Source organism: Globicatella sulfidifaciens DSM 15739, assembly GCF_900167405.1.
Taxonomy (GTDB): Bacteria; Bacillota; Bacilli; order Lactobacillales; family Aerococcaceae; genus Globicatella; species Globicatella sulfidifaciens.
Genome location: NZ_FUWO01000004.1, coordinates 107,738 through 133,987 on the forward strand (window position 1 = coordinate 107,738; position 26,250 = coordinate 133,987).

Consider the following 26,250-nt stretch of genomic DNA (forward strand, 5'->3'; position numbering starts at 1 on the left):
ACTATAATGTGTATTTGGGTCGCCCCCTTATCGGCAAAGAGTTGGCTTTATAGCAAATAAGGTGGTACCGCGGAGTAGCTGTTCTTCGTCCTTAACACAGGATGAAACAGCTATTTTTATATTTTAAAAAGGAGCAAAAAAATGGTAACGCGTAAAGAAGATTTTTCAAAATGGTATTTACAAACAATTCAACAAGCAGATTTAATGGATTATTCACCGGTTAGAGGATGTATGATTTTTAAACCAGATGGTTTTGAAATTTGGGAACATATTCAAGCCGCTTTTAATGCTCGCTTTAAAGAAGAGGGCGTTCGCAATGCTTATTTCCCAATGCTAATTCCTGAAACTTTCTTTAGTAAGGAAAAAGATCATATTGAAGGATTTAGTCCGGAATTACCTTGGGTAACGGAAGCTGCAGGGGAACCTTTAGAAGAACGTTTAGCTTTAAGACCAACATCCGAAACGATTATTGGCGATGCCTATAGTAATTGGATTCAATCTTATCGTGATTTGCCAATGCAAATTAACCAATGGGCCAATGTGTTTCGTTGGGAAAAGAAAACCTTACCGTTTTTACGTACGTCTGAGTTTTTATGGCAAGAAGGACATACCGCACATGCGACAGCTGAAGAAGCGAAAGAACGTACGATGAGAATGTTAACGATTTATCGTGAAGTTGTCGAAGAGCTATTAGCGGTTCCAGTAGTGGCAGGTGAAAAGACACCTTCAGAACGTTTTGCCGGTGCTGAAAATACTTATTCAATCGAAGCAATGATGCAAGATGGAAAAGCTGTTCAAGCAGGCACCTCTCATTATATGGGAACAAAATTCGCAGAAGCGTTTGATATTCGTTATTTAAATACCGATAATGAACATGTTTATGCTTATACTACTTCTTGGGGTGTTTCAACCCGTTTAATTGGTGCTATGATTATGATGCATAGTGATGATCAAGGATTAGTGTTACCACCAAAAGTGGCGCCAATTCAAGTTGTATTAGTACCAGTTGGACCATGGCAAAAAAATCCCGCAATTTTAGAAAAAATTGAGGAATTGAATACTCAGTTAAAAGCTAAAGGGATTCGTACTAAAATAGACGATACTGATAATTCACCAGGTTATAAATTTAATGAATGGGAATTAAGAGGAGTGCCTTTACGTATTGAGTGTGGGCCAAGAGATTTACAAAATGAGCAAGTAATAATTAAATTACGTGATGAGAGTGATAAAAAAGCTGTCCCATTCGCTGACTTTATTGAGACGATTGAAAGTGAATTAACAACCATGCAAACACGTTTATTAACAACAGCGCGGGCGATGAATCAAGCTAATTATCATACAAATATTAATACGCTTGATGAATTAGTCGAACATATTGAAACAAAACGTGCAGCTGGAGAATTGCCAGGCTGGGTATTAGCTGGCTGGGATGGTACTGAAGAAAGTGAAGCTAAAATTAAAGAGTTAACCGGATTTACCACCCGTAATATTCCATTTGCAGGTCAAGTTGAGGAAAAAACGACCTGTATCGTAACAGGCCAACCTGCAAAACATACGGTATGGTTAGCAAGAGCATATTAAAATTAAAAGAATTGTGTTTAGAAACTGACTCATTATCTGCCAACAAAAATATGACATCCACGTAATGGCAGAATCGGATTAATAGCATCTTTTAAAGACAAATTTGGTATCTATCAAACACTGTTAGAGTGGGTAATTGAAACGAATATCATAACATTTTATTTTTATTATCCGCTTTCTTTAAAAAATTTGATTTTTCAATAAAAAAAGATTATTATTGTTTTATATTATATATTTTAATACACAAAGGAGAGAACAAATATGGACCCCTCGGGGAATTCATTATTTAGTCAGATATTAACTATTCTGATACTGACTGCAATAAACGCATTTTTTGCCGCTAGTGAAATGGCTTTTGTTTCATTGAATCGTAAAAAAATCGATACTTTAGTTGAAGAAGGTAACAAACGTGCAGTTAAAGTGCAAGCATTATTAGATAAATCAGAAGATTTTTTAGCGACGATACAAGTAGCAATTACCTTAGCAGGATTCTTATCATCTGCTTCGGCTGCGACAAGTTTTGCTAAATATATTGCTCAGTGGATACCGCAATTTCCGGGTGTTAATACACTGGCAATAGTTTTAGTGACGATACTTTTATCTTATATTACATTAGTCTTTGGAGAACTATTTCCAAAACAAGTGGCGCTGCAAATGCCCGAGAAAATTGCGATGTGGACCGCAGGGACCATTCAATTCGTTCAAACAGTATTTAAACCATTTGTACGATTATTATCTGCTTCAACAGGATTACTTAGAAGCGTGACACCGATTGATTTTTCAAAAGAAGAAGAAAAATATACGCGAGATGAGATGCGAGCAATCTTGGCTGAAAGCCGTTTAGAAGGAACGATTGACGCTACTGAATTGACGATGTTAGAAGGTGTCTTATCTTTAGATAGTAAGTTAGCCCGTGAAGTAATGGTGCCTAGAACCGATACACAAATGGTAGATATTGAAGATTCCAAAGAAGATATCTTAAATACTTTATTATCTAGTCCATTCTCCCGTATTCCATTATACGAAACTGAAAAGGATAATGTTATCGGGGTTATTCATATGAAAAATGTGATGAAGGCAGCCCGTGAAGTCGGTTTTGATAATATTGAATTTAGAGAGATTGCCAGCGAACCACTATTCGTTCCGTCAACGATTTATATTGATGATTTACTCGTTGAATTTAAACGTGAACAAACCCATATGGCTATTTTACGAGACGAATATGGGGGAGTCGAAGGAATTGTGACCTTAGAGGATTTACTAGAAGAAATCGTTGGAGAAATTGAAGACGAGACCGATATGGGGAATGCTGGAGATATCCGCAAAATAGATGATCAAAACTATTATATTAATGGTGGCTTATCGATTGATAAATTTAATAATTACTTTAATCAAAGTTTAAGTGATGAAGAAGTGGACACAATTGCCGGTTCGATTATTTATGAAATTGGTTATGTGCCAGAAGATGATGAAAAAGTTTCAGTACGTGCCAATGAGTACGTATTAACGACAAGTCATGTTGAAAATGGTCGTATTCGTGGTGTACTAGTGCAATTAGATCCAGATCTTACCGTAGAAACGCTTTATAATTTATATGATGAAGAAACGGAAGCGTATGTTCCAATGAAAGAGGTATTAGAAGAGTTGACGGATTAATCACTTGTATAGTTGAGTTATTCTATAAACTTTCATTATTTGTCTAGATGAATGATGGAAGATATAGCAATAACTCAGCTTTTTTTTGATTAAAATAACAACTACTAGATAATTTTATCTAATATCGTTATAATAAGACAGATAGAAAAAGAAAGAAAGGATGATTTTATGAAAAGCCGCTATGAATGGAATACGCTAATCAAATTTGGTGCGGTAACGGTGGGTTCTTTAGTAAGCCTAATCGCTATCTACATTTCCTTTTATATTAAATTCATGGGGAAAATTCCTGCGCGTAACTTTTTAGCATTTGAAAGCAGTTATCCTTGGATTGTTATCGGTTTTATCATCATTAATATATTATTTGGTACCTATATATTTTATAATAAATCCAAAATTGACATATTATTTTTTACAATTTTAAGTCAAATTATGTTAACCGTTTATTTAATGGCCTTGACTTATGCAGGAAGCTGGTTAACTTTTCCTCGTTCCGTTGTTTTATGGAACTTATTAATCGGTTCGATTGTGATGTTTCTTTATAACTATAGTGTTTATTTGTTATATCATAAGTTAAGAGGACAAAAAAGAATTCTAATAGTAGGGAAGAATGAACGGGTTTTAGAAGCGGTTCATAATTTTGATTTAATGGATAGTCCTCGTCATAAAGTAACCCATGTAGCTTTATCTAATTATTATCAAAATGTAAAAAGATTAGCTGATGAAGTCGATATTGTTTATGTAACTGGACATATTGATGAAAAAGAACGCTTAAAAATTTTTGAGTACTTAATGAAAGAAAATAAACAATTATTTATTAGTACTGAATTTGAGAACTTAATGATGGTTAATCCTAATATTATGAATTTTGAAGATGAAAGTATCATCGAAGTTTCACCGTTTACCATACCGGCTGAAGAAGCATTTGTAAAGCGGATGATTGATATTGCTGTTTCCTTAGTGTTAATTGCTGTGACAGCGCCGATTATGTTGATTACGATGATTGCAATCAAACTAGATTCACCGGGACCAATATTTTACAAGCAAGAACGTATCACAATGGATCACCGAACGTTTAATATTTTAAAATTCCGTTCGATGAATGCAGCGGCTGAAAAAGATTCAGGCCCTGTTTTAGCAACATCGAATGATAGTCGTGTGACAAAAGTGGGACAATTTATTCGCAGTACGCGAATTGATGAATTACCACAATTATTAAATGTTTTAAAAGGCGATATGTCTTTAGTTGGCCCTCGTCCTGAACGACCATTCTTTGTAGACCAATTTAAAGAGGCTAACCCTTACTATGCTCTACGTCATCATGTACGAGCAGGAATTACAGGGTATGCACAAGTCTACGGTAAGTACAGTACAGACTTCAATAATAAACTGAACTTTGATTTACTTTATATCAAAAATTATTCATTAGCATTCGATTTTAAATTGTTATTTCAAACAATCAAAATTTTATTTGATAAAGTAAGTGCTAAAGGTGTCGATGAAGAAGAAGCGATGATACCACCAAGTTGGCAAGATTACCAGGAAAAAATCCAAATTATTGAATAAAGATTTAAGAAATAGCGCTGATACCTTGATATATCAGCGCTTTTTTGCTGTTTTTAGTGAATAATCATAGTATCTCAAGTGTTATTAGTAGAAGATAGCAAAAAACTTATGCTATACTTAGGTTAGAATTTCTAAGGAGGAATTTAAGATGAAGAAAACAATGAAGAAATTTTTTGCATTAGCCGCTTCGACGTTATTATTCACTGGGCCAGTTGCTACAACAACTATGGCGCAAACAACAATTGATGAAAATGTTTTAACTGAAATTCAAGAAGCTAATAAACACTTTGAATCTGTAAAATGGGATGGCTTTATTAAAGTATCGGCAGTTTCTGATAATCAAACAGCTGATATGGGGCAATTAAATTTTAACGGTACCTTTAATGGTATTCCTTTACAAGGCAGTTTTGAAGGAAATGTTTCAAGTCTGTTTTTAGGTGGACAAGAAATTGGTCTAAAAGCATTTTATCAAAATAGTACTGCTTATATCGGAACAATGGAAGGTGAAGCAGGATCTGGAATTAATTGGACTGCTTATGATTTCACAACATTAGAAGCCGATATGATTAAGAGTTTCCAAGATGCTTATAGCCAATCAAGTAATGTAGACCCACAAAAAACAACAGAGTTTACTAGCAAATATATGGACGTAACCGAAACAGACACCGATTATGTTTATACATTAAAACAAGACATTAATGCAGAAGAAATGTGGAATGATATGGATGCATTAGTTGACTTAGAGAAAGTTAAAGAAGATACGATTGCTAATATGGAGGAACAATCTGGTGAAGCACTTGACGAAGAATCACGTGCTCAATTAGATAAATCGTTCAATAGTGAATCATTAGCAAAATTCTTACAAATGAAACCTGTTATTGAAGTTTCATACAATAAAGAAACGAAATTCATTTCAAAACTTCTAATGGATTTAACAGTTAATATGCAAGACTTCATGGGCGAAGAAGAGCTTGCTGAAAATGCAGAAAGTGGTATGCCACAAAGCTTCTCAGTTCATGTAGAGATGAACTTTAGTGAGCATAATGTTCCACAAGAAGTAACAGTACCAGAGGAAGCATTAGCAGTAGAAGTACAACAACCTTCTTCACCAGAAGAAGCTGCTGATGAATTAGAAGATTTAGGCGAAGATTTAGAATCAGTGGAAGAATCAGCAATGGATGAAAATGCTGAATCAGGCACTGAAGAATCTGCAGCAGACGAAACTGCAGCAGACGAAACTGCAGCAGACGAAACTACAGCAGACGAAACTGTAGAAGAAACGACTGCAGCAGAATAATCATTATATAGTTATTATGATGTTTGCAAAATAGAATCAGGCAGCAACTTAATCTGAATTGTGATTATTAGTAGCTTACCAAATAACAAGATTGGACCATGTGTAATTTCGGTTACGCATGGTTTTATTTTCTACTTCTTGTCCACTCCCGGAGTGATATCATAATATGTATTTGAGTTTAATGAATATAAGAGCCTTCAATGTCTAAAGTAGTATAAGCTTGATTATTATTTTTGCATCATTGATGGATCGACACTACTACTAGATGGTGAAATAAATTCAAAGATTATTCTTGACATTCATAAAAAGAACTCTTATCATATACCTGTTAAAAGTAATAGTTACAGATTTTCAAAAATATATCAAAGATTTTAAGATAGGAGCAAACAATGAGACTATTAACGGTAAAAGAATTATCTTTTTACTATGATCAAGAAAAAGTCCTTCATAATGTGAATTTTCATGTTGATGCTGGAGAATTCGTCATACTAACCGGTGAAAATGGGGCAGCCAAATCCACCTTAATTAAAAATATTTTAGGTTTATTGAAACCCGCCACTGGAACCATTGAGTTGTCTGATGTCAATGCCGAAGGTGAAAAATTATCGATTGGCTATGTTCCACAAAATGTGGCCGCTTTTAATGCAGGTTTTCCTTCGACCGTTCAAAAGTTAGTTGAATCAGGACGTTATAGTAAAAATCGCTGGTTTAAAAAATTAGATGCCAATGATTTAGAGCATGTAGAAAAAGCTTTGAATGCAGTTGGGATGGCTCATTTAGCTAATAAAAAAGTTGGCGAATTATCAGGAGGGCAAAAACAAAGAATTAATTTGGCGCGAGTTTTTGCCACAGACCCTGATTTTTTTGTACTAGATGAACCGACGACCGGAATGGATGTCGAATCAAGACGCTCTTTTTATCAATTATTACAACATAGTTGTAAAGCGCATGGCAAAGCGATATTGATGGTGACACATGCTGATAAAGAAATTGAAGGTTATTTTGATCGCGAAATACGATTAATTAGAGGGGAGGGGACGTCACCATGGAGATGTTTCAGTATGACTTCATCCAAAGAGCATTTCTAGCAGGTGCTGCTATTTCATTGATTACGCCCATATTAGGATTATTATTAATTCTACGGCGTCAATCTTTATTAGCTGATACCTTGGCTCATATCTCTTTAGCAGGAGTAGCCTTAGGTCTATTGCTTAAAGTAGCACCGACTTATACTACTTTAATTGTGGTGGTGATAGCATCCGTTCTGATTGAATATTTAAGAATGGCGTATCGTGATTTTTCAGAAGTATCGGTGGCATTAATGACAGCGACTGGTATGGCAGTAGCCTTAGTACTAGTTAATTTAAATCCTGATGCCGCTTCTTTTAGTATTGAGCAGTACTTATTTGGATCCATTATTTTAATTACCGACCAAGAAGTAAAATTATTAATAGGTTTAGCCATTGGGTTAGTGATATTATATACCATTTTTAGACGTCCACTCTATGTTTTAACATTTGATGAAGCGACTGCACAAACATCCGGTTTGCCTGTTAAATTAATTTCAATTCTATTTTCTGTGATTACAGGGGTAGCAATTAGTATCATGATGCCGATTGTAGGTAGTTTGTTAGTATCTGCTTTAATTGTGATTCCATCTGCGACAGCGATTAAAGTATCCAATTCATTTTTAAAAACGATTATCATTGCGATTGTTATCAATGTTATCGGTGTTTTCTCTGGTATTACCTTATCTTATCAGTGGGATACACCTCCGGGTGCCTCGATTACCTTGATGTTTGTAGCAGCATTTGTCATTGTTTCGTTATTTAATCGTATTTGGATTTATTTCAAAAAAGGGCGTTCTTAAATGATTAATGTGTAAATGATTAAAAAGGGGTTAGACTTTTTTGCTAACCCCTTTTTGCCTGTCTTTAGCCTATACAAGCAAGATTATTTTTGATAAAATCAAAAAGTATGAATGTTTTTAGACTTATGATAAACTAAAATAAATACGAATTAGGAGGCATCCAAATGGATGAAATAACACAAACACAAAGACATCATCACGATGTATTGTTGGTCCTCTTAAATTATGATCATTTTCAAGCGTTAGAACTTGAATTAAAGCGGTTGGCTTTTGATGGTAAAGAAGAGATTTTATTATTAGTCCAGTTAGCCAATGCTATTTTACAAGTGGACAATGAAAATGTAAAAAAACTTGCACAAAACACTCCGTTTCAAGGTGTTTTAGATGCATCCCAATTAGAACGTAAAGCCTATTATTACTTACAAACACTGACTTTGCAATTGAAGCGACGGGAGTATGGTGATTACTTAAGAGGACTGACTCCATTATTGGTCGATGTTTTTCGGATTGCAATTGAACGTGATTTTTTACCAAACCTTTCCGAATATATTCAACCAATTAAAAAAGAGACGACTAATGGTGCCCATCTGTATCGAGGGCTTCAATGGTCACAAAATAAAATTGAAAGTCATTCCAATATTATTGCTGATACTTGGAAAAAGTATTACGGAAACTATTTCAATTATGACCACTATGTTAGTTCTAGTCATTTAATGAAATTAATCGAGGCTAATTCATCAAATGACCAATTAATTGAATTGACCTCCACGATGCGTAAAATTGAAAAATATTTAAGAAATCTAGTTGCCCATGAAGTATTAACCGTTAATCAACAATTCTTTGTGGATCGTATACAAAGAACACCACTGCAAGTTCATCAAGTGTTATTAGATTTATATGATGAAGTAGGATTAACTCATCCGTTACAAAGAACTATTATTGAACAAATAAAACAAAAAATTACTTTACTGTTACAACAAACAAAGGAAAAGAACTAAAAGAGGAGCACAATCAATGAAAAAGCTAGTCATTCATGGAGGAAAACCTTTAAAAGGTGAAATTACAATCAATGGAGCAAAAAATAGTGTAGTAGCTTTAATTCCGGCTGCAATTATGGCCAATTCTGAAGTGACATTAGAAGGCGTTCCAGATATCCAAGATGTACACTCATTAATTGAAATTTTAAATGATTTTAACGTTAAAACTCATTTTGAAAATAATGTTTTAAAAATAGACCCGACTGATATTATTTCAATTCCAATGCCTACTGGAAAAATTCAAAGTTTACGTGCATCCTACTATTTTATGGGTGCTACTTTATCACGTTTCGGTGAAGGCGTCATCGGATTACCAGGAGGATGTTTTTTAGGGCCACGTCCGATTGATCAACATATTAAAGCATTTCGTTCTTTAGGAGCAAATGTTAATGATGAATATGGTGTTGTAACCTTATCGACACCAGAGGGCTTAAACGGCGCTCGGATTTATATGGATGTTGTATCAGTGGGCGCGACTATCAATGCTATTTTGGCTTCGGTTAGAGCACAAGGACGCACCATTATTGAAAATGCAGCCAGAGAACCAGAAATTATTGATGTGGTTACTTTATTAAATAAAATGGGTGCTAAAATTCGTGGAGCAGGTACGAGTGAAATCCGAATTGATGGCGTAGAAGAGTTAAATGGTGTGACTCACACCATCATTCCTGACCGAATTGAAGCAGGCACCTATATGGCGGCGGCCGTCGCAATGGGCGAAGGAATTAAAATAAACAATGTTATTTATGAACATTTAGAAAGTTTTATTGCTAAGTTAATTGAGATGGGCGTAAAATTAGATATTTTTGAAGATAGCATTTACGTTTATCCTTCAAAAGATTTAAAAATGGTGAGTTTAAAGACATTACCCTATCCCGGCTTTGCTACGGACTTACAGCAACCAATTACGCCGTTAATGGCGATTACCAATGGTCATGGTACGATTATGGATACTATTTATCCAGCGCGAGTCAAACATATTCCTGAATTAAACCGTATGGGAGCAAATATTCGTGTTGATGGGGATATGATTCGCCTTGAAGGACCAAGTAAATTAACTGGCGCTCAAGTGAAAGCCAGTGACTTAAGAGCGGGAGCAAGTTTAGTCATTGCGGGCTTAATAGCAGAAGGTGAAACTATTATCACAGGAGTGGATAATATCTTAAGAGGTTATACGAACATTGTTGGTAAGCTACAAGCATTAGGCGCAGATATTCAAATGATTGAAGATTAAGAAAGTAGGAAAAATAGTGTCAGATGCATTTTCACTAAAAACATTAATGGCTGCGGAAGTAAAGCAGTTATATGTTTATGCGAAAGAATTAGAGATTCCCAACTACAGTCAACTAAGTAAGAAAGAACTTGCACTCGCTGTCATGCGTACACAAGAAGAAAAACAAGGTTTTTATCAAGTTGAAGGTGTCTTGGATATTGTAGGCGGCGATGGGTTTGGCTTTATTAGACCTATCAATTTTTCTCCAAGTCAAGAAGATATTTATATCTCTAGTTCTCAAATTAGACGTTTTGATTTAAGAAATGGAGATAAAGTAGCAGGACCAGCACGGCCACCAAAATCTAATGAACGTTATCCCGGCTTAATGCAAGTAAGTTCAGTGAATGGTAAAAATCCTGAAGAGGCTAAAAATCGCGATCATTTCCCAAGTTTAACGGCTATCTACCCGGATCAACAAATAAAATTAGAGAGTGGTTCTAAACGGATTGCTAATCGAATGATTGATATTTTAGCGCCTATTGGTTTTGGGCAACGTGGTATTATTGTTTCGCCACCAAAAGCGGGTAAAACAACTGTTTTGAAGGAAATTGCTAATGGGATTACAAGCAATTATCCAGATACAGAATTAATTGTTCTTTTAATTGATGAACGACCTGAAGAAGTAACGGATATTGAACGTAGTGTTGAAGGGGAAGTAGTATCTTCAACCTTTGATCAATTACCAGAAAATCATGTTCGGATTAGTGAACTCGTGTTAGAAAGAGCCATGCGTTTAGTTGAAGATGGACGTGATGTCGTGATCCTGATGGATAGTATTACTCGCTTGGCACGTGCCTATAATTTAGTGGTCAAACCAAGTGGTCGTACTTTGAGTGGTGGGGTAGATCCTGCGGCATTTTATCTACCTAAACGCTTCTTTGGTGCTGCGCGTAATGTTGAAAATGGCGGCTCGTTAACGATTTTAGCAACCGCATTAGTTGATACTGGTAGCCGAATGGACGATGTTATTTATGAAGAGTTTAAAGGGACCGGTAATATGGAATTACATCTATCGCGTCAATGGGCAGAAAGAAGAATTTTTCCTGCGGTGGATATATTACGTTCTGGTACACGTAAAGAAGAACTCTTAATGTCTGAAGAAAAATTACAACATATTTGGAAATTACGTAATTTAATGGGTGAAGATGTTTTACAATATACACAACAAGTAATTGAATTGCTTGAAAGAACAGATAATAATGAAGTAGCCTTTCGACAATTGACAGCTTTTTTAAACGCGATGTCGCCCAATAAGAAAAGTAGTAAGAAGGGTTAAATTTGTCAAAACAACATAAAACCAATGTGATGAGATTGTTAGAGCAACATCAAATAGCTTATCAACCTCATGAATTTACTAATAAAAAAGCAAGCAGTGAATTACCAATTTATAAAACACTGGTGACGGTTGCGAAATCAAAAGCACACTATGTGTTTGTCGTACCCGTAACGCATGAACTAGATTTAAAAAAGGCAGCTAAAGCAGTCAATGAGAAATCAATCGAAATGATTAAAGAAAAAGAGCTCTTGCCTTTAACGGGATATGTTCATGGCGGTTGTTCACCGATTGGCATGAAGAAGTCTTTTTATACGACTTTTGATCAATCGATAGATAATCATACGTCGATTTTATTTAGTGCAGGTAAAGTAGGGTTTTCCGTTGAAATAGCAGTATCAGATTTAGAGCAATTAAATCAAATGATTGACATGCAAAAGGCTGAAGTAGCCAAAGAAAAGTGATGAGATAGTAACTGGCAGTATGGGAGCATTAGATCCTAACACTGTAGCATCAATCATCTATCCTTTATTAATATTAAATGAAACTCATTACGGGAGTGGTTACATGAAGTCAGAATGCACCGATGTTCTACTTCTAATCCGCTCCCCATTTCTTTTGTCTTGAAAACGGAACCTTATTTTACATCTTATTCTAGGGAGTGTACAATATAGATGAATGAATAAAGAAAGAGGCAACGAATGTTAAACGAAATGATGCATCGACCAGTAGTCATGAAAGAACTGGTTGATTATATGCGAAGTGCTCAATTACCATTTGAAGGTAAGTTAGATGAAATTGAAAAATATGCAAACGAAAGAGGTATCCCGGTGATTCCTCATGAAACAGCGAAATTTATCGACTTTTTTTGTGCAACCATTCAACCAAAAGATATTTTAGAAATCGGAACAGCGATTGGTTTTTCAGCCAGTCTAATGGCTAGACACTTACAAGCAGATGGGCACTTAACAACCATCGATCGCTATGAATTAATGTATGAAAGAGCCAAGGAAAATTTCAAAAAAATTGGATTGAGTGACCGCATTACTTTAATCGAAGGCGATGCGAATGATGTGTTACCAACTTTAGAAGGTTCTTATGATTTAATTTTTATGGACAGTGCTAAAGCGAAATATATTGAATTTTATCCTGAATGCATGCGCTTATTAAAAATGGGCGGCGTATTAATTATCGATGATGTCTTCCAAGGTGGCACTATTTTAGATGACGAAGCTGACATACCAAAACGTGTTCGTAAAATTCATCGTAAATTAAATGAATTACTGGATACCGTTTTATCCGATCAAACACATCGTTCATGTTTAGTTCCTTTAGGTGATGGCTTATTGATGGTCAGAAAGGAAGCGGAAGTATAATGGATAATATTAAGTTAGTGGCAATTGATTTAGATGGCACTTTTTTAACAGATACTAAAGAAATTCCTAAGGCTAATATCGAAGCGGTTCATCGCATTATGGATAAGGGGATTAAAGTGGTCATTTGTACTGGACGCACGTTACCAGGAACCCGACGCTTTATCGATCAAATTGATTTTGGACATGAGAATGAGTATGCAATCATTCAAAATGGTGCGGCGACACATCGTTTACCAGAATACGATGTCGTGGCTGCTACTTATCAACCGTTAGAGAATCGCAAAAAATTAGTGCGATTTTTCTTTGAAAGTCGTATCGATACATTGCAATTAGTAGCATTTGATCAAGAGAATCTTTTTCTAATTGATGACCAAAATCCAAGTGAATTTGTGCAAAAAGATGCTGAAACATTGGCAACTCCTATTACATTTATTTCTCAAGCGGATTTTGATCAAGTTGAAGGCATCTTTAAAATGATGGTCTTAGGTCCGAAAGCAGTTCTTGATGCATGGAATGAGTTACTTACCCAAGAAATAAAGGAAGATTTCGATGTGGTTCGTAGTCAACCCATCATTATTGAATTTTTATCGAATGATACGAATAAAGCGACAGCGTTAAAAGCATTGAGTGAAGACCTTGGTATCGCTCGAACTGAAATAATGGCCATAGGCGATGAACAAAACGATGTTGAAATGTTAAAATGGGTTAAACATTCGGTTGCGATGGGCAATGCTTCGCCAGCGATAAAAGAACTTTGTTTATATGAAACCGTGAGTAATAATGAGGGGGGAGTAGCCGCTGCTCTTCGCAAGTTATTCTAATATACATTTGAATACTTACGAAAAAATTCAAAATTTTTTCACATTTCTATGCTATTATTTAAAATGAAAAAAGAAAGAAAAGAGGCAACGATATGAAAAAGCTACTTTTTACGAGTATCGCTTTAGTCTTATTGTTGGGAATTGGTTATGGGGCTGGGATTGGCTATTATGCTGAGAAGTTCCAAGCGAATACCACATTTGGCTCGGTTGATATTAGTAACTTAACATTAGAAGAAGCCAAGCAAAAAATTTCTGATGATTTAAGTCAAAAGGAAATTACATTAACTGAAAATGGGCAAGAATTAGGAAAATTTACCTTAGCGCAATTAAATGGGCAAATTAATACCGATGAAGTGTTAACGGCCGCTTATCAAGCTCAAGATCCATCACAATGGTTGGCAGGATATTTCTCATCAGTGGAGTATGATAATTTATTAATGAATAATGTAAAAATTGATGACGCTGCTTTAACCGAAGCTTTGGCTACAATTGGTTTAAACAATAGTGAACGGACGGCTTCAACGGATGCTTATATTGAATACACGGATGCGAGAGGATATTATGTTGAGCCTGAAACGGTAGGTAATCAACTAGATTTAGATTTAGTAAAACAAATGGTCGTTGAGGGATTACAGTCTGGACAAACGACGGTTGAACTGAATACGGCTTATTTACAACCGGAGATAACCAGTGAGAGTGAAAAAATCACTACTTTTATGGATCAAATCAATTCTTATATTGAGACAAAAATCAATTTGGAAATTGCGGGAGATACCGTTACGATCCCGAAAGAAGAAATTATTAAATGGATCTATTTCGATCAAAGTAACCAAATTGTTGTAGACCAAGCATTAGTTCAAGAATATGTGTCAACACTTAATGATAAATATGCGACATTTAATAAGCCACGTGAGTTTGCAAGTACATTAAGTGGAACCGTCACCGTGCAACCGGGTACTTTAGGTTGGTCGATTGACAGTGAATCAGAAGCTGCGCAAATAGTTGCTGATTTAGCTGCAGGTCAAGAAGTAACCAGAGTCCCGGCAATCGTAGGGTCAGGATATTCAACAGATGGTACAAATGATATTGGGAGTACCTATGTTGAAATTGATATCGCCAATCAAATGATGTTTATTTACGTAGACGGCACCCAAGTTATTTCGACACCAGTTGTGACGGGTAGAACCGGAACAGCAGATACTGTGCCAGGTGCTTATGCTGTTTGGAATAAAGAAAAGGATTCTGAATTAAAGGGATATAATGTTCATACTCAAAGAGATTATGTCCAACCCGTCTCTTATTGGATGCCATTTGATGACACCGGTCAAGGAATTCACGATGCAAACTGGCAAGCTTCTTTTGGTGGGGATGCTTACTTAACAGCCGGATCTTTAGGTTGTATTAACACGCCACCTGATGTGATGGCACAAGTTTTCAATACTGTGGAAGTAGGAACACCGGTCATTATATTCTAATTAAATAAGTAAATAACACGTGACATAGCTATGCGACTATGTTGCGTGTTTCTTTATTTTAGAGTTTACTAAAGTAGTATTTAACTCAGTGGTGAGTAGTTTATCAAGAAAAATTAAAAAATAGCACACACTTGTCAAAAGGTAAATATTCATGCATCTAGATAAAAAAAAGAATTGTTGTTATAATAGACAGAGATAAAACCCTTTAATGAAAGAACAACTAAAGGAATTGTAGTAAATTTAAATCCCACGAGGAGGATATGATAATGAAAAAAGTTCTCGTTGTTGACGATGAAAAGACAATATCAGATATCATCGTTTTTAATTTAGAGAAGGAAGGCTTTGAAATTAAAGTTGCCTATGATGGTGAAGAAGCACTACAGAAGTTTCATGATGAATCTCCAGATTTGATTGTCTTAGATTTGATGTTACCCAAAATTGATGGTTTGGAAGTTTGTCGTGAAATCAGAAAAGAGAGTAGTGTACCGATTATTATGCTAACGGCCAAAGACTCCGAAATTGATAAAGTTCTAGGATTAGAATTAGGCGCGGATGATTATGTAACTAAGCCGTTCTCTAATCGAGAATTAGTAGCACGTGTTAAAGCTAACTTACGACGTCATAGCGCTCGTGAACAAAGTGATAATGCGGATGCTAATGCGAATGAAATCGTAGTCGGAGATTTAATTGTTCATCAAGATGCCTATATTATTTCTAAACGTGGTGAGGAAATTGAATTGACCCATCGTGAATTTGAACTGTTACATTATTTAGCTAAACATATTGGTCAAGTGATGACGCGTGAACACCTCTTAGAAACTGTTTGGGGATATGATTATTTTGGCGATGTGCGTACGGTGGACGTAACCATTCGTCGTTTAAGAGAAAAAATTGAAGATGCTCCTAGCCATCCGGTGTATATCGTGACTCGAAGAGGTGTAGGATATTTCTTAAAGAATCCGGATCAGGACTAGTTGTATGAAGCGAGGATTTAGTTTTTTTCAATCCATTTACTTTAAAATACCGATGCTGTTTATTTTTATTTTACTGATTTCGTTTCAGTTTATTGGGGTCTTTTTTATCGACCAATTACAATCACAATCGGTCACAACTTTTAAAGAAACGTGGAATACACAGTCGAATTTTTTAATTAATAATGTTAGACCTATTTTAGAGTCGTCTGGTGATCCTAACCAGACGACTACTATTGAGTTACAGCTAACTCAGACCTTAGCTACTTTTACGGCCGACGAAGCAACTAAAATTCAAATATTGGATAATGAGGGCTATGTTAGGGCGATTAATCAAAGTGGACTGGCTAATACGGTGGGGCAAAGAGTGGATAATGATAATGCTTTAGCTGTTATAACATCAAGACAAGCTTATGCTCAAGAGTATCATGATTATGTACGTAATAACCGTAGTTATTTATTAATACGTCCTGTCATGTCACAAGATAATAATCAACTATTAGGTGTCGTAATGGTAGAAGCGAGTATGAATAATATTTACAATCAAACACGTTCTGTTATGGTTATTTTTGTGCAATCCGCAATTGTCGCAATTGGGGTCGCTTTCGTGATTGCGTTATTCCTTTCCCAAGCGATTACCAATCCTATTGAGCAAATTAGACAACAAGCGATGCGTATTTCTGATGGGATATATAATTATCCAGCAACCGTCAATGGCAAAGATGAACTAGGTGAATTAGCTAATACAGTCAATGAATTAGCAATTAAAGTTAAAGATGGACAAGAATCCATTGAATCCGAACGTCAGCGTTTAGACGGGATTTTAAGACATATGACAGATGGTGTTATTGGAACAGACCGTCGTGGTAATGTTTTGCTAATTAATGAACGTGCATTAGAGTTATTGAGTATTCATCAACAAGATGCTTTAGGCATTTCAATTATTGAGTTGTTAGGTATTCAGCAAACGCATCGCATTAAAGAATTGCTTGCTGGAGAAAAAGAAGTAATGATCGAGCGCGAAGATGACACAATCCTTAAGGGAGAAATCTCAATCATACGTCGTGAGACAGGGTTTGTAACCGGACTCGTTTGTGTTTTGACTGATGTGACAGAGCAGGAGAAAACAGATCGCGAAAGAAGAGAATTCGTTTCGAATGTTTCCCATGAATTACGAACACCATTAACTAGCGTTAAAAGTTATACGGAAGCTTTAGCAGATGGCGCTTGGCAAGATGAAAATATTGCTCCGCAATTTATTGAAGTGATTCAATCAGAGACGAATCGGATGATTCGGATGATTGGCAACTTACTGGATTTATCGAAAATTGATGGAGGTCAAATTAAGCCTCAAATGGAATTAATTGACTTTAAACGGATTGTCAACCATATTGTTGATCGTTTTGAATTTACTTTGGATTCACAGGAGAAAAAATATACGATTAAACGTCAATTTACGCCAAGAGAAATATATTTAGAAATTGATCAAGATCGCATGACACAGGTCATTGATAATATTATGAGCAATGCGATTAAATATTCTCCTGATGGTGGGGAAGTAATTGTTAAAATTGTTGATAATCCTCATACGGTTGTGTTAAGTATTACCGATGAAGGATTAGGCATTCCACAAAAAGATTTACCACATCTGTTTGAACGTTTTTATCGAGTGGATAAAGCTCGTTCAAGAGACCAAGGGGGAACCGGTCTAGGTTTAGCCATCTCTAAAGAAGTGATAGAGTTGCATGGAGGTAAAATTTGGGTTGAAAGTAAAGAAAATCATGGTTCAACTTTTTTTATAGAATTACCATATGAGCCATTTGTACTAGAGTTTTCAGATGAAGAAGGGTGGGATGAAGCGTGAGAAAATTTTCCTTTCAAACGTTTTTTTTAACGCTCTCAATTGTGGTGAGTTTGTTACTAAGTTATATTTTGATTTTTGATAATAATGCTTTATTATCCCGTTTCTCTTCTAATCAGGAAACAGCACAAGTCAATATTCAAATTGATAGTAATAATAAAGTTTCTGACTACTATCAATTGGCTAATGTAAAATTAGCAGAAATCATCTATCCGACCAATGTGATTATTTCTGAAGGCGATAATGCGTATTTATTGAATGATTATTCGGGATTACGTTCACTGGCGTCGAGTTTAAGTCAAAAGCGTATCTCCTTAGTTGAGAAAATCGTGGTACCTCCAGAAGAGAAATATATCGAATTAATATCACAGGAAAGAGTCGAGTTTGAATTTTCAACAGCCTTACCATTTGAACTAGTGGATAATTTTATTAAAAATGAAAGTGAAGAAACGGAATTTGAATTTAACCGTATAATTTTTCCTAAAAATGAAAAGAATACCGCCTACTTATTAAATACTTTTGAACAAGTATATATGAAGGCTAAATTGCCAGAAGGGAACACAACGGACGATTATTTTAAAATAGCGAGAGTTTCAAAAGGGAAATGGATTGTTGCTGAACGCTATAATTTAAGTAATGGCAATCATGTTTATTTACCTTTAAAAACCATGACGGTGCCAAGTCAACTTTATACTTTAAATTTAGTCCCTGAAACCAATGTGATTGATTCTTTATTTGGAAATGTCCGTTCATGGCGATCTGTTTCTACCAACGAAGACAGTAGCAGTGGGACCATTATGTATTACAACTCAAATATGGAGCTTCAGATTAACCCTTTTGCTCAAATGCTTGGAATTAATTACAAAAATACCAATCAGTTTGAAGCTAAAACATATAGACAACGAATTGAGCAAAGTTATAGTCAAATGCGACAGTTTGAATATTGGAAAAATGGGATACGTATTGGAACCCAGACAAATGGCACAACCATTGTCTATCAACGTTATCTTGATGGTTATCCTACCTTTTCTAGTTCGACGGTCAATCATTATGCTAGTAGTCGTGTTTATTTCCGTGGAGGTAATTTGACTACTTCTATTACGCGCTCAGCATTACCGATGGTTTACTTGGAAGCGCATGTCGCCGATCAAAGTAGAGAATATGAATTGATGAGTGTGGATGAATTGACATATGAATTGAATATGGTGGGATATTCTGTTAGTGACTTTACCAATGTAGTGATTGGCTATGAATGGCAAGATAATATGTCTGAATTTCAAAAAGTGAACTTTGTTCCTAAATGGTTTTTTGAAATTAATAATGTTTATTATTCCATTGATCAAATTCGTGATGGTGAGCTCGAAGCCCTGGGGAATATTAGTGATAGTCGTCACTATTTTACAAGAAGGTAGGTGACAAACAATGGATTTTAAACGAATTATGTTAATGTTAACTTTGTTTTTTTTAATCTTTGATATTTATTTAGGGTTTAGAGTCTATCAACAAGTTCAATCTACTACCATTCGTCAAAGTGATTTTCAGCAACAAAGCATTGAACAGAGACTTCAAGCTCGTGATATCACTTTGTTGTCACCACTAAACGAAGAAGAAGTTGAAGGCATTCTAATTAAAACTGAAGATAATACCGTATTACGTGATGGATTGAATCAATTAACTCATCAGCAAGTGAATTTATCAGACGAAAATGTATTAACAGCTACTTTTGATGAACCGTTAAATATGGAAGGGCAAATAACGCCTGAAACGAGCACTTTACCAAGCGAAGTGGCAAAATTTATTCGTGATCAATATTTATTGAATGATGAGTTATTTATTGAAGGTGGGGCTTATACGCAATATTGGTATTTACCAACCAATCGGACCATTGTTTTTTGGATGACAGCTATTAATAATACCCCCATTGTAGATGGGAGTGCTGAGATTAAATTACAATTAGATGAAAACTATAATATTGCGTCCTACACTCAAACGTATCAGCATAATTTTGTGACTTTAGATGAGGATAAACCTTATAAATTAATCACAGCACGTGAAGCAATCGAAGTACTCGATACCCGTATTCAGACGAACTTGCCTTCTAATTCAACCATTATTCATGTGACTTTATCTTATATTAAATATAAAGAATGGGACGAGATAAATATTTACCTTCCAGTTTGGAATGTCGTTTATCAACGTTCTGAAGGTCAAACAGGTTCAATGATAGTGGATGCCATCAAAGGTCAAGTGATGGAACGATAGTTTATAAAGTTTAGTAGCATTGTCAATGTAAGCAAACGGACTGTTACCCTAGAATACACAGGTATTTTCAGGAAATGCAGTTAAAAGTGCAAAGCATTGGCAATGTTTTTTTATTAAATGATCGATATGAACGAAAAATTATTAAGTGAAATATGGCCGTGCTTATGATAAGATAGACAAATGAAAGGGGCGATCATATGCGTTTATTAGCCATTGATACATCTTCAAATTTACTTAGTTTAGCCTTGTTTAACAATCAAAACATTATAGCATTTGAAAATAATCAATCACAAATGCAACATGGCGTATTATTATTACCCAAAATTAAAGAGCTTTTAGCAAGCAATCAAGTGACGGCAAAAGAGGTTGATGGCATTATTATTGGAATGGGACCGGGGTCTTATACGGGCTTAAGAATAGGTGTTACAGCGGCAAAAATGTGGGCTGTTAGTCAAAATATACCCGTTTATCCTGTTTCGAGTCTAGCCGTAATGGCTTTAAGCGTTGACCCGTCCGACAAGAAAGTAGCCATTGTGCCAATCGTGGATGCACGTCGAGAGAGTTGCTATACTGCTATTTACCAAATTGATATGACGGGTAATCTTAACACTATTCTTGAAGATAGTCATAGTGATTGGCGATTGTGGTTAGTAAACAATGCGTCTATCTTAAGTCAGTATGATGAGATTGTTTTCGTAGGGCATCAAATCGCAAATTTTGAGCAGCTAGTCAAAGAGGTGTTGCCTGATTTAGTTTATCAATGGGTTGACGATGTGTCAGCTTTACCACGTATGGAACGTTCAATAGGTTTAATAAAAGAGCCTATTGCAGATATTGATTTATTATCTCCAAATTATGCTCAGTTGACTTTAGCTGAGCGAGAATGGTTAGAGAAAAAAGAGCAGGTAGACGGTTATGATACATTGGTTGATACAACAATTAACTAAATTCAAAACACGACTATCAGGCAAGCACTTAGTAACGCCTACCATGCCCAAAATAATGGAACAACTGGATTGGCAAGCAAAAACCCATCCTGAGGGCTTTATATTACGACTGTGTCACCAATCGGATCTTGAGTTTTTTGAACAAATTGAAAAACAAACTTACGACGGTTATTTGGCCTGGCGTAAAGCTGATTTTTTAAATGATTGGCGAAAAAATCCTTATGCCTTGTATTTAGTGATTGAGTTGCAAGGAAAGTTAGTAGGAGTAATCACTGGTAGAGTCCTGTATCGAGATTCACATATCAGTCAGTTGATGGTGCTGCCAAGATACCAATCAAAAGGGTTAGGTCAGTGGCTAGTGAGTGAATGGCTATCTATCGCTAAACAATTTAAGACAAAGCAAATCACTTTGGAAGTACGAGAAAGTAATCAACGTGCTCAAAAATTATATCAAAAAATGGGTTTTCAAGTCATTAATCAAAGGGAAAACTATTATTACAATAATCACGAAACGGCTTTAATTATGTGTCGTAGAGAGAAGGAATAAGGATTGATAGAGTACCATGTTGTACCGATAAAAGGAAAACTAATGATGTCGCCAATAAAAGAACAAATTATCGAAGCTAATCGACATTTTGGGTGGAATGAAGCCCAAACGTTAATGGATTTTAATAATGAACATAGTGAATATTATTGTTTGGTTAATCAAGACAAATTATTAGGTTATGTCGCTTTGCATCATATTTTAGATGAAGCGTCGATCAATATGGTCTACATTGATAAGACCTTTCGACAACAAGGGTTAGCAACTGAATTACTCGTCTTTGTATTAAACCAATTAAGTCAACGTCAAGTAAAAAATATCTTTTTAGAAGTACGAGCGAGTAATCATTCGGCAATTCATTTATATCAAAAAACCGGCTTCGATTTATTAATTAAGCGCAAGAATTATTATCAAAATCCCATGGAGGATGCTTATATTTTCCAAAAAAATTTGACGAAAGGAGATCAAGATGAGTCAAAAGAATAATCTCATTTTAGCATTTGAGTCAAGTTGTGACGAAACAAGTGTTGCCGTCATTGAAAATGGTTCGATTATACGCAGCAATATTGTGGCTTCGCAAATTAAATCACATATGCGATTTGGTGGTGTCGTACCAGAAGTAGCCAGTCGTCATCATGTTGAACAAATCACTCAAATTTATCAACTGGCATTAAAAAAAGCACAAGTGTCAATAGATGAGATTGATGCGATTGCCGTCACCAAAGGTCCAGGACTAGTTGGGGCTTTACTGATTGGCATTACTGCTGCTAAAACATTAGCCTTCGTTCATGATAAACCATTAATTGAAGTTAACCATTTGGCAGGGCATATTTATGCATGTCAATTAGAAAATCAATTACAATTCCCATTATTAGCCTTAATCGCAAGTGGCGGTCATACTGAACTCGTTTACATGGAAAACCATAACCAGTTTGAAGTTATTGGCGAGACACAAGATGATGCGGTTGGAGAAGCTTATGATAAAGTAGGGCGGATATTAGACTTACCTTATCCAGCTGGAAAATACTTAGATCAATTAGCACAAACAGGACAAGCAACCTATCCAGTTCCTAGAGCGATGATTCATGAAGATAATCTTGATTTTAGTTTTAGTGGCATGAAAAGTGCTATTATGAATCTCGTTCATAATGCTCAACAACGTGGTGAGACAATTGTGAAAGAAGATTTAGCGACTAGTTTCCAAACAGCAGTTATTGAAGTTCTAACGACTAAAGCGGCGAAAGCAGTGGCGAAATATCCTTCAGTTAAGCAATTTATCTTAGCTGGTGGGGTGGCAGCTAACTCCGGATTAAGAAAAGAATTAGTGGCAACCTTAGATCCAATCGAAGTATTGATTCCTTCATTATCTTTGTGTGGTGACAATGCCGCTATGATTGGGGCTGCTGCTTTTCAAATGTATCTACAACAACAAATGGGTAGTTTAGATTTCAATGCTCAACCTAGTTTAGATTTATCGTAATTTAATGAAACCCTGAAACATTTTATTTGTTTCAGGGTTTCATTTTTAAAGAATTAAAAATTAATTAAAAATAATGTTGATTTTTAATTTTATTTAGTGTATTATCTCATTTAAAGAGGAAATCTTTAATGAAACTATCATAAACACCAAATAGGAGGAAACATTAATGAGAAAATTCTTTAAAAAAGCAGCCGTTTTAGGTACGGCACTATTATCATTTAACGCAATGTCTCCATTATTCGTAGCCAAAGTTGGCGCTCAAGCAGAACAAACCTTAATCTTATCAACGACATCTGAGCCACCTACTGTTGACCCTGGGATTGCAACTGATAGTACGTCAGGTGCGATTGTTAAAAACGTCTTTGAAGGTTTAACAGCTATCGAAGACAATCAACCAGTACCAGCAGCGGCTGAGTCTTGGGAAGTAAGCGAAGACGGCTTAACTTATACGTTCAAATTACGTGAAGGCTTAACATGGTCAAATGGTGATCCAGTGAAAGCAAGTGATTTTGAATTTGCATGGAAACGTGTTTTAAATCCGGAAACTTTATCAGAATATGCGAACTTACTTTATGTGATTGAAGGAGGGGAAGCTTATAATACGGGAGAAGGCGAAGCGGATGCTGTCGGTGTTAAAGCACTAGATGATACGACTTTAGAAGTTAAATTAAATGCTCCAGTAGCCTATTTCCCTGAATTAATTGCGCACTATACCTTTATGCCAGTTAATCAAGCAGTAGTAGAAGCGAACCCTGATTGGGCAATGGAAGCGGGAGAAGATTACGTAACTAACGGACCATTCGTCTTATCTGAATGGAATCACTCTAGTGACTATGTATTAACTAAGAATGAAAATTACTGGGATGCAGCCAATGTATCATTAGAAACTGTCAATGTCCAAATGGTGGAATCTGAAGCGACTGCTAATGCTATGTATCAAGCAGGGGAATTAGATTACTTAGGATCACCTTATAATAGTGTTTCATTAGATGCGATTGATACTTATAAAGCAGACGAATCCTTAGATATCTCTGACTATGCTGCTATTTATTGGTACAAAATTAATACAACCGATGAAGTAATGTCTAATGTGAATATTCGTAAAGCTTTAGCTCTAGCAATTGACCGTCAAGGTTTAGTAGACAATATTACTAAAGGTGAACAAGAACCAGCATTAGGTTATGTTCCACAAACTATTGCTGGTTTTGAAGAAGACCGTGGTTACTTCAAAGATGCTGATTTTGAACAAGCTAAAGAATATTTAGCAAAAGGATTAGAAGAATTAGGATTACAAGATCCTAGTGAATTAACTGTAAAAATTTCAATTAATACATCAGAAGCGCATTCAACAATTGCGCAATATATCCAAGAAGGTTGGGCAAGTAATTTAGGCATTAACGCTGAAATTGATAACTCTGAATGGCAAGTTTACTTAGATAAATTATCCGCTTTAGATTATCAAATTGGACGTTTAGGTTGGATTGCAGACTACAACGACGCTTCTTCATTCTTAGGTATGTATGATTCAGTAGACAATGGTAATAATGATACTGGTTGGTCTAATGAAGAATACACTAAATTGTTAAAAGAAGCTGAGTTAGAAACGGATCTTGATAAACGTACAGAACTATTAAAACAAGCTGAAGCTGTCATGATTGAAGAAATGCCAGTTATCCCATTGTATTACTACACTAACTTATCAGTTAAGAAAGACAACATTAAAAATATGGAACCTGATGCATTAGGTAATATTGATTTGAAAAATGTCGTAGTTGAATAAAATATAACGGAATGACTTGAGACTGGGCAGAAACTTTATAATTTCTGTCCAGTTTTATATCGTTATATCATTGCGCAGTGGGTGAATGGCGTGAAACGGTATTTTTCTGTCTTGTTTGATTCCTACTCCATACTGTGCGGGGGTGGGCATACGAAGCGAAAATCAGTCGGTTTTCTACTTCTTGCCCACGCCCATTTCGTGTTGCTTTATTAAACAGTGGCGCAAACTTTTGATAATATAAGGAGGAATATTAGATGAAAAAGTATATCTTTAAGAGAATCGTTTATATACTGATTGCACTTTTTTTCATTATAACACTAACGTTTTTCTTAATGAGAATTGCACCCGGTAGTCCTTTTGCGAGTGAAAGAGCACTAACGCCTGCGATTGAAAAACAATTAAATGAAACCTATGGCTTAGATAATCCATGGTATGTGCAATACAAAGATTATTTATTAAACATTTTAAAATTTGATTTTGGTGAGTCTATGAAGTATAAAGGTCGTTCGACTAACGATATGATTTTTAAGTCATTTCCTATCTCATTAGCCTTAGGGGCCCAGGCACTCTTTTTAGCAGTCGGTTTTGGGGTTTTATTAGGGGTCATTTCTGCTATGTACCATAATAAATTAGGTGATTATATTTCAACTATAATTGCTGTCTTAGGAATTTCAATTCCTTCATTTATTTTAGCAGGATTAATGCAATATTTTTTAGGATTGAAATTGGGATTGTTCCCTTTAAGTGGTTGGAAAGGATTTAGTTATACCATCATGCCTTCATTTGCGATGGCTTTAAGTTACATGGGAAATGTGGCCAAAATGGTCCGATCTAGTATGCTGGAACAAAATACATCTGAATATGTAAAATTAGCTCGAGCAAAAGGATTAAGAAAATGGAATGTGGTCTTCAAGCATTCACTGCGCAATGCATTATTACCTGTTATTACATACTTAGGCCCTTTAACTGCCGGCGTGGTAACGGGGAGTTTTATTGTTGAAAATATTTTTGCGATACCTGGACTCGGTAAACACTTTGTTACTAGTATTAATAACCGTGATTATACGATGATTATGGGAACCACTGTTTTCTATTCTATTCTATTATTATTCGCGGTCTTAATTGTGGATATCATTTATGTAATGGTTGATCCACGAATTAAGTTGGAAGGAGCTGAATAATA

23 protein-coding genes are annotated in these 26,250 nt (G+C 35.5%); all 23 read left to right on the forward strand.

Features of this window, described 5'->3' with window-relative positions; genetic code table 11:
• Window positions 1-141: 141 nt before the first annotated feature.
• The 23 genes from proS (at window position 142) to B5D12_RS03600 (ending at window position 26,248) form a co-directional block, all read left to right on the forward strand.
• The gene (gene proS / locus B5D12_RS03490) at window positions 142-1,581 is read left to right on the forward strand and encodes a proline--tRNA ligase (protein ID WP_078755500.1); all 1,440 of its coding nucleotides are present in this window, start codon (window positions 142-144) and stop codon (window positions 1,579-1,581) included.
• A 261-nt stretch (window positions 1,582-1,842) separates the two neighbouring features.
• A complete protein-coding gene (locus tag B5D12_RS03495) occupies window positions 1,843-3,237 on the forward strand; it encodes a hemolysin family protein (protein WP_078755501.1) in 1,395 nt (464 codons plus the stop codon).
• A 168-nt stretch (window positions 3,238-3,405) separates the two neighbouring features.
• The gene (locus B5D12_RS03500) at window positions 3,406-4,800 is read left to right on the forward strand and encodes a sugar transferase (protein ID WP_078755502.1); all 1,395 of its coding nucleotides are present in this window, start codon (window positions 3,406-3,408) and stop codon (window positions 4,798-4,800) included.
• A gap of 148 nt (window positions 4,801-4,948) precedes the next feature.
• Entirely contained in the window at window positions 4,949-6,097 is a 1,149-nt protein-coding gene (locus tag B5D12_RS03505; RefSeq protein WP_078755503.1) for a hypothetical protein, read from the forward strand.
• A gap of 389 nt (window positions 6,098-6,486) precedes the next feature.
• Window positions 6,487-7,185 carry a metal ABC transporter ATP-binding protein gene (locus B5D12_RS03510; RefSeq protein ID WP_066123438.1) on the forward strand — a complete coding sequence of 233 codons (699 nt, stop codon included), beginning with the start codon at window positions 6,487-6,489 and terminating at the stop codon, window positions 7,183-7,185.
• Complete coding sequence (locus B5D12_RS03515; RefSeq protein WP_078755504.1) at window positions 7,143-7,967, forward strand: metal ABC transporter permease; 825 nt, start codon at window positions 7,143-7,145, stop codon at window positions 7,965-7,967. The genes B5D12_RS03510 and B5D12_RS03515 overlap by 43 nt, the downstream gene beginning before the upstream one ends.
• Window positions 7,968-8,131: 164 nt before the next feature.
• On the forward strand, window positions 8,132-8,965 hold the full coding sequence (locus tag B5D12_RS03520; protein WP_078755505.1) for a hypothetical protein: 834 nt from the start codon (window positions 8,132-8,134) through the stop codon (window positions 8,963-8,965).
• A gap of 16 nt (window positions 8,966-8,981) precedes the next feature.
• Window positions 8,982-10,238 carry a UDP-N-acetylglucosamine 1-carboxyvinyltransferase gene (locus B5D12_RS03525; RefSeq protein WP_078755506.1) on the forward strand — a complete coding sequence of 419 codons (1,257 nt, stop codon included), beginning with the start codon at window positions 8,982-8,984 and terminating at the stop codon, window positions 10,236-10,238.
• 46 nt (window positions 10,239-10,284) lie between these two features.
• Entirely contained in the window at window positions 10,285-11,553 is a 1,269-nt protein-coding gene (rho, locus tag B5D12_RS03530; RefSeq protein ID WP_078755552.1) for a transcription termination factor Rho, read from the forward strand.
• A gap of 2 nt (window positions 11,554-11,555) precedes the next feature.
• A complete protein-coding gene (locus tag B5D12_RS03535; protein WP_078755507.1) occupies window positions 11,556-12,014 on the forward strand; it encodes an aminoacyl-tRNA deacylase in 459 nt (152 codons plus the stop codon).
• Window positions 12,015-12,251: 237 nt separating this feature from the next.
• The gene (locus B5D12_RS03540) at window positions 12,252-12,926 is read left to right on the forward strand and encodes an O-methyltransferase (RefSeq protein WP_078755508.1); all 675 of its coding nucleotides are present in this window, start codon (window positions 12,252-12,254) and stop codon (window positions 12,924-12,926) included.
• Entirely contained in the window at window positions 12,926-13,747 is an 822-nt protein-coding gene (locus tag B5D12_RS03545; RefSeq protein ID WP_078755509.1) for a Cof-type HAD-IIB family hydrolase, read from the forward strand. Before B5D12_RS03540 ends, B5D12_RS03545 begins: the two co-directional genes overlap by 1 nt.
• A gap of 92 nt (window positions 13,748-13,839) precedes the next feature.
• Complete coding sequence (locus B5D12_RS03550) at window positions 13,840-15,222, forward strand: L,D-transpeptidase family protein (RefSeq protein WP_078755510.1); 1,383 nt, start codon at window positions 13,840-13,842, stop codon at window positions 15,220-15,222.
• A 260-nt stretch (window positions 15,223-15,482) separates the two neighbouring features.
• On the forward strand, window positions 15,483-16,196 hold the full coding sequence (yycF, locus tag B5D12_RS03555; protein ID WP_200802990.1) for a response regulator YycF: 714 nt from the start codon (window positions 15,483-15,485) through the stop codon (window positions 16,194-16,196).
• A gap of 4 nt (window positions 16,197-16,200) precedes the next feature.
• A complete protein-coding gene (gene walK, locus B5D12_RS03560; RefSeq protein WP_078755512.1) occupies window positions 16,201-18,057 on the forward strand; it encodes a cell wall metabolism sensor histidine kinase WalK in 1,857 nt (618 codons plus the stop codon).
• The gene (locus B5D12_RS03565) at window positions 18,054-19,466 is read left to right on the forward strand and encodes a hypothetical protein (protein ID WP_078755513.1); all 1,413 of its coding nucleotides are present in this window, start codon (window positions 18,054-18,056) and stop codon (window positions 19,464-19,466) included. The genes walK and B5D12_RS03565 overlap by 4 nt, the downstream gene beginning before the upstream one ends.
• A 10-nt stretch (window positions 19,467-19,476) precedes the next feature.
• Window positions 19,477-20,316: a two-component system regulatory protein YycI gene (yycI, locus tag B5D12_RS03570; protein WP_078755514.1), complete on the forward strand. Its 840-nt coding sequence runs from the start codon at window positions 19,477-19,479 to the stop codon at window positions 20,314-20,316.
• A gap of 197 nt (window positions 20,317-20,513) precedes the next feature.
• Window positions 20,514-21,263 carry a tRNA (adenosine(37)-N6)-threonylcarbamoyltransferase complex dimerization subunit type 1 TsaB gene (tsaB, locus tag B5D12_RS03575; protein ID WP_078755515.1) on the forward strand — a complete coding sequence of 250 codons (750 nt, stop codon included), beginning with the start codon at window positions 20,514-20,516 and terminating at the stop codon, window positions 21,261-21,263.
• Complete coding sequence (gene rimI, locus B5D12_RS03580) at window positions 21,232-21,810, forward strand: ribosomal protein S18-alanine N-acetyltransferase (protein ID WP_078755516.1); 579 nt, start codon at window positions 21,232-21,234, stop codon at window positions 21,808-21,810. The genes tsaB and rimI (B5D12_RS03580) overlap by 32 nt, the downstream gene beginning before the upstream one ends.
• Before the next feature lie 3 nt (window positions 21,811-21,813).
• A complete protein-coding gene (gene rimI, locus B5D12_RS03585) occupies window positions 21,814-22,293 on the forward strand; it encodes a ribosomal protein S18-alanine N-acetyltransferase (RefSeq protein ID WP_143412031.1) in 480 nt (159 codons plus the stop codon).
• Complete coding sequence (gene tsaD, locus B5D12_RS03590) at window positions 22,277-23,287, forward strand: tRNA (adenosine(37)-N6)-threonylcarbamoyltransferase complex transferase subunit TsaD (protein ID WP_078755518.1); 1,011 nt, start codon at window positions 22,277-22,279, stop codon at window positions 23,285-23,287. The genes rimI (B5D12_RS03585) and tsaD overlap by 17 nt, the downstream gene beginning before the upstream one ends.
• A 166-nt stretch (window positions 23,288-23,453) precedes the next feature.
• Window positions 23,454-25,067 (forward strand): peptide ABC transporter substrate-binding protein, encoded by a 1,614-nt coding sequence (locus B5D12_RS03595; RefSeq protein ID WP_078755519.1) that lies wholly within the window; start codon window positions 23,454-23,456, stop codon window positions 25,065-25,067.
• Window positions 25,068-25,321: 254 nt separating this feature from the next.
• A complete protein-coding gene (locus B5D12_RS03600; protein WP_078755520.1) occupies window positions 25,322-26,248 on the forward strand; it encodes an ABC transporter permease in 927 nt (308 codons plus the stop codon).
• Window positions 26,249-26,250: the final 2 nt, after the last annotated feature.

Coding starts and splice junctions, on each gene's coding strand:
- proS (WP_078755500.1), top strand. CDS start 142: ATGGTAACGCGTAAAGAAGATTTTTCAAAATGGTATTTACAAACAATT.
- B5D12_RS03495 (WP_078755501.1), top strand. CDS start 1,843: ATGGACCCCTCGGGGAATTCATTATTTAGTCAGATATTAACTATTCTG.
- B5D12_RS03500 (WP_078755502.1), top strand. CDS start 3,406: ATGAAAAGCCGCTATGAATGGAATACGCTAATCAAATTTGGTGCGGTA.
- B5D12_RS03505 (WP_078755503.1), top strand. CDS start 4,949: ATGAAGAAAACAATGAAGAAATTTTTTGCATTAGCCGCTTCGACGTTA.
- B5D12_RS03510 (WP_066123438.1), top strand. CDS start 6,487: ATGAGACTATTAACGGTAAAAGAATTATCTTTTTACTATGATCAAGAA.
- B5D12_RS03515 (WP_078755504.1), top strand. CDS start 7,143: ATGGAGATGTTTCAGTATGACTTCATCCAAAGAGCATTTCTAGCAGGT.
- B5D12_RS03520 (WP_078755505.1), top strand. CDS start 8,132: ATGGATGAAATAACACAAACACAAAGACATCATCACGATGTATTGTTG.
- B5D12_RS03525 (WP_078755506.1), top strand. CDS start 8,982: ATGAAAAAGCTAGTCATTCATGGAGGAAAACCTTTAAAAGGTGAAATT.
- rho (WP_078755552.1), top strand. CDS start 10,285: ATGGCTGCGGAAGTAAAGCAGTTATATGTTTATGCGAAAGAATTAGAG.
- B5D12_RS03540 (WP_078755508.1), top strand. CDS start 12,252: ATGTTAAACGAAATGATGCATCGACCAGTAGTCATGAAAGAACTGGTT.
- B5D12_RS03545 (WP_078755509.1), top strand. CDS start 12,926: ATGGATAATATTAAGTTAGTGGCAATTGATTTAGATGGCACTTTTTTA.
- B5D12_RS03550 (WP_078755510.1), top strand. CDS start 13,840: ATGAAAAAGCTACTTTTTACGAGTATCGCTTTAGTCTTATTGTTGGGA.
- yycF (WP_200802990.1), top strand. CDS start 15,483: ATGATAATGAAAAAAGTTCTCGTTGTTGACGATGAAAAGACAATATCA.
- walK (WP_078755512.1), top strand. CDS start 16,201: ATGAAGCGAGGATTTAGTTTTTTTCAATCCATTTACTTTAAAATACCG.
- yycI (WP_078755514.1), top strand. CDS start 19,477: ATGGATTTTAAACGAATTATGTTAATGTTAACTTTGTTTTTTTTAATC.
- tsaB (WP_078755515.1), top strand. CDS start 20,514: ATGCGTTTATTAGCCATTGATACATCTTCAAATTTACTTAGTTTAGCC.
- rimI (WP_078755516.1), top strand. CDS start 21,232: ATGATACATTGGTTGATACAACAATTAACTAAATTCAAAACACGACTA.
- tsaD (WP_078755518.1), top strand. CDS start 22,277: ATGAGTCAAAAGAATAATCTCATTTTAGCATTTGAGTCAAGTTGTGAC.
- B5D12_RS03595 (WP_078755519.1), top strand. CDS start 23,454: ATGAGAAAATTCTTTAAAAAAGCAGCCGTTTTAGGTACGGCACTATTA.
- B5D12_RS03600 (WP_078755520.1), top strand. CDS start 25,322: ATGAAAAAGTATATCTTTAAGAGAATCGTTTATATACTGATTGCACTT.